Below are 4,052 nucleotides of genomic sequence, written 5' to 3'. Positions count from 1 at the left end.
TCGGATTGTCGGAACCGAATTCAGCAACTTTCTTTTTATCAAAGCTGGCTGGAATAAGCGGCGTCCAGATAGGTCCTGGAGCGACTCCGTTTACACGAATTCCTTTACTGACTAGTGATTTAGCTAAGGAGCGGGTAAAAGTAGTTATGGCACCTTTCGTCGAAGAGTAGTCTAGCAGCTGTTCGTTCCCTTGGTACGCTGTCACTGAAGACGTGTTGATGATGCTGCTGCCTTTTTTTAGATGAGGAAGGACAGCTTTGGTCATGTAAAAATATGAGAAGATATTCGTACGGAAGGTTTGCTCCAACTGTTCGTTGGAGATATTCAGTAAATCTTCTTGAGGGTACTGCATGGCTGCATTGTTGACGAGTATATCGATTTGTCCGAAGCTATCAGTAATTTGTTTTACCGCTCGATCACAAAAGGCAGGATCCCCGATATCCCCACTAATCATTTCGCACTTGCATCCTTCTTTTTCGACTAGCTTCTTCGTTGTTTCCGCGTCCTCATGTTCATCGAGATAAAGAATGGCTATGTCCGCACCTTCTTTGGCAAAGTGAACGCTTACCGCTCTTCCGATGCCGCTGTCTCCTCCTGTGATCACAGCAACTTTCTTATTTAGTTTCCCGCTTCCTTTGTAATTTTCGTCAATATATTCTGGTAGCGGCTTCATTTCATATTCAAACCCTGGCTGACGATCCTGATGCTGCTTTGGCTGGATTTCTTTCTTTTTATTCGTCATGCAACTTCCTCCTATGTAATGAATGATTTATTGGGTAGGGTGCCCAACTAAGCCATTATTCAACCACAATTCATAGAGGGAAAAAGGCCATCATACATATAAACTGTTCCAAAGAGCAGCACACTCCATCGGAACAGCTTAATGATTGTATTTCAAATTCTAGATTGTTCATGTACTATTACATGCTTGGTCTCTACCAGAAGAAAGCTCCAGCCAAGGCCAGCCCTGTGATTGCTCCAATCGCAAATGGTATACCAAAACCGCCCCATCCGTAATATCCATATCCAAATGCTCCATAATTTCCAGCAGGCTGCAGCCATACGTGCTGTCTATCTACTCTTGTGATACGTCCTACATGCGTTCTGCCATCCCTGCAAGTCATCCTTACCATTCTGCCTTTATATCTACAGCAGAGACCGTACATATTCCCAGACATAAATATCCTCCTTAAAAATGTTTACATTGTCAGTCTATGTTGAAAGGAACTTTTTGGTATGGACATCCGTCTTCAAAGTGATAGGATGTTTATTCTTAAAGAGGTGCAGGGCAAGGACTAAAGGGGAGATAGTTTGAACATATACTTTTGCTTCGAATAAGATGGAATTAGCTTATTAGAAGGCAGGGAGGCTTGCCTGGAAGAGACAGAAAGGAAGAGAAGATTGTCAGTTATCAAAACCGAACCTTTGCTATATGATTTTATAGAGTTATGCAAAAAAGACCCTTGCTCATTACCGCAATGGTTTATGAACCAGTGTAAAGCGCTCTGCCGCCCGGTTAAAGAAATACCCGATGAAATGAGTCCTGAAGAGCTACAATACTTGTTGCTGAATCATGGATTGTTTGATCCAGGCGAGTGGGAAAACCTTCATGATAAGGTTCTTGAATTGGAAAGAATAGATTTCTGGAAGGTGGCAGAGCAGGAATACCATCGGTTGAAAGCGGAATGGGGCGGACCGGAGGCGTCTGTCTATATTTTTCCTGTGCGGAAGTTCCACTTACCTGCAGATGAGAGGGATATGAACAAAAGCGGAGTTAGTTTAAAAAAGTGTTTGTTTTTATTTGTGGCTCCTGATATTCAACTGTCAGAAATGAAAGCATTACTAGCGCATGAATACAATCATATTTGTCGATTATCGCATCTGAACCTGGATGAGCGAGAGCTGCCGTTAAAGGAATCAATAATTATGGAAGGCCTTGCTGAGTATGCGGTAAAACATTTATATGGGAAAAAGCTGCTCGCACCATGGAACTTCCAAACGGACAATGAAAATGGGCAAGAAATTTTCGAAAAGTATTATCTTCCTTCATTGAATTTGAAAGGCATGCACAACCACCATCAATTTTTATATGGAGGGGAAGGAACACCTATACCTAAATGGGGTGGATACAAAATTGGCTTCCAAATTGTCGCTGCCTATCTGGAAAAACAGGGATCCTGTCCTATCCAGGAGTTATTGACGAAAACAGCGGATGAAATCATTTCAGGAGCAGGATTTCCAATAAATTAAATACCCGAAATCATCTGTTTTTAGATGATTTCGGGTATGTTTATTTTTCACAGAGAAAAATACGATAACTTAAGGGCATATTGGCTTGAGCCATTAATAAGGTATGGTCATCCCAGATATCGTACCATTTTTCATTAAGGTTTTCGGAAGGCTGCAGGTCATTGACATCGTTTATTTCAAGATCTGAAGGAGCCTCTAATAGAGTAACGGATTGAAAACCTGCCTGCGTAAACTCTTCTACCCACTCTTCCTGATTAAACACCTTAGTGATTCCATACAATTGCTCTATCTGATTTTGTAATTCCTCAGTTAAAGGTTGATTGGTTGTCATTTCTATGGCTAATAATTGACCACCATCTTTTAATACTCTTGAAAGTTCTTGGGATGTCTTAGGTACGTCATTAAAGGAAATCACGGACTCAGACACGATCAAATCAAAGGAGTCCGTTGGAAATGCTAATTGTTCAGCATCTCCAGTTACGACGTGTATGCTGGAGTTGTTCTTCTTAAATCTGTTTTTTGCTTTCTCAACCATGAGCGGGTGTTTATCTACGGCTGTTATGTTGCACCCGTACTTTTCCCATAAAAAAGCAGCTGTTTGCCCTGTGCCACATCCGATGTCAAGTAACGATGCTGAGGAAGAAATATCAAAGGAATCAAAGAGTCTTTTGGTAAGTGGAAATCCTCCTGGATGGGCACCGCCAATACCAAAATGGGCTAAAAAATCAATGTAGTCATTGTTCATGTGCAAAATCCTCCGTCATAAAAAAATTCACTTAACTAATTCAATCTATGACGAGGAAGGAACATCGTGCATGGGTAACCCGAATATGACCTGTTTCTACAAAGTACGGCGCCACCATCTAACTTCATATAGAACATCGAATAAATACAAAAAGAGCAGAAGTCGCTCACAACTTCTGCTCTTTTTGTATTTATTCACCACGTCTTTGTTCTGATGGTTCTTCGTCAAGATCTGGCTCTTCTTCATCCATATTATATGGTGTGTCACGCTCACCAGGTTGTCTGATATGGTCTCTGTCCCTATCCATACCTCTGTCCATATCACGGTCTCTACGGTAGTCTGCATCGTTGTTATTGTCATCATAACGCATAGGGTCATAATTGACATCTTGCGGCGGCTCATTCATCTCGTTGTTATCAACGTTACATGCGGCCAACATCCCCGTAGAGAAAAGAAGCGACATAGTTAAGATTAATAATTTCTTTTTCATGTTTTCACCCTCCATAAAGTTTTAATGGAAACATTTTATAATGTGCTCCAAAATTAATTTTTTACTCTTATTTAAAAAAGAGGAGGGTTTTCATCCATGTAAAGGAATTACTCTATATCAACAGGATTATGAATATGATCGTTATACGTATCAATGAAAAGTGTCCCGTTACTGTTCACAACAGCATAATAAACGTTTTCTATTTTCAAGTTTCTTTTTTTACACTCGGAATGAATCCAGTTTTCATGATAACGAGCAGTGAGATTTTTCTTAATAATGGTTCCATCCATAATTATTTCAATAGGCAGCGTGCCAGGTGATGAGTATAGTTGTAGGTCATGTTTGGTAGGAGGTTGAAATTGACTTTTTTTCCTAACGGATAATTCACCGCTTACTTCTACGAGCGCATAGTCGACTTCAAAAATATCAAACACTCCTAGTTCTCTTAAGTGCTGGTTTAGATCATCTAAACTGAACTTTATCTTCTTCATATTTCCCTCTAGAATTTTGCCTCCTTCGATCACTACTGTAGGATGACCGGAAAACCAGAATCTGAGTCGGCGACTT

The 4,052-nt window shown here is 40.4% G+C and carries 6 protein-coding genes; 1 reads left to right on the top strand and 5 read right to left on the bottom strand.

All coding sequences use genetic code 11. From position 1 onward, the window contains the following. The coding region (locus tag LD39_RS09495) for an SDR family NAD(P)-dependent oxidoreductase (protein WP_035545560.1) at positions 1–742 on the bottom strand (742 nt) is incomplete at its 3' end. Positions 743–935: 193 nt separating this feature from the next. After that, positions 936–1,178, bottom strand: coding sequence for a hypothetical protein (locus LD39_RS09490; RefSeq protein WP_035545559.1), 243 nt, complete (start codon positions 1,176–1,178; stop codon positions 936–938). A gap of 223 nt (positions 1,179–1,401) precedes the next feature. Here LD39_RS09490 and LD39_RS09485 point away from each other — a divergent pair, with 223 nt between their 5' ends. Then, positions 1,402–2,250, top strand: a complete 849-nt coding sequence (locus tag LD39_RS09485) for a DUF2268 domain-containing protein (protein ID WP_035545558.1) — start codon at positions 1,402–1,404, stop codon at positions 2,248–2,250. 40 nt (positions 2,251–2,290) lie between these two features. Here LD39_RS09485 and LD39_RS09480 read toward each other — a convergent pair whose 3' ends face one another. The 3 genes from LD39_RS09480 to LD39_RS09470 all read right to left on the bottom strand — a co-directional run. Beyond that, positions 2,291–2,995, bottom strand: coding sequence for a class I SAM-dependent methyltransferase (locus tag LD39_RS09480; RefSeq protein ID WP_035545556.1), 705 nt, complete (start codon positions 2,993–2,995; stop codon positions 2,291–2,293). 190 nt (positions 2,996–3,185) lie between these two features. Then, positions 3,186–3,485, bottom strand: a complete 300-nt coding sequence (locus tag LD39_RS09475; protein ID WP_035545554.1) for a hypothetical protein — start codon at positions 3,483–3,485, stop codon at positions 3,186–3,188. A 107-nt stretch (positions 3,486–3,592) separates the two neighbouring features. Further along, positions 3,593–4,052 (bottom strand): DUF421 domain-containing protein (locus LD39_RS09470; RefSeq protein WP_035545553.1); only part of this gene is annotated, 460 nt, incomplete at its 5' end.

Source organism: Halobacillus sp. BBL2006, assembly GCF_000786645.1.
In the GTDB taxonomy this organism is placed as follows: domain Bacteria; phylum Bacillota; class Bacilli; order Bacillales; family Halobacillaceae; genus Halobacillus.
Note: the sequence above shows the minus strand (reverse complement) of the source record. Positions and strands in the feature narration are given on the sequence as shown.

What these genes read in the sequence shown, in the direction of transcription:
- LD39_RS09490 (WP_035545559.1), bottom strand. Translation starts at nt 1,178, where the DNA reads ATGTCTGGGAATATGTACGGTCTCTGCTGTAGATATAAAGGCAGAATG.
- LD39_RS09480 (WP_035545556.1), bottom strand. Translation starts at nt 2,995, where the DNA reads ATGAACAATGACTACATTGATTTTTTAGCCCATTTTGGTATTGGCGGT.
- LD39_RS09475 (WP_035545554.1), bottom strand. Translation starts at nt 3,485, where the DNA reads ATGAAAAAGAAATTATTAATCTTAACTATGTCGCTTCTTTTCTCTACG.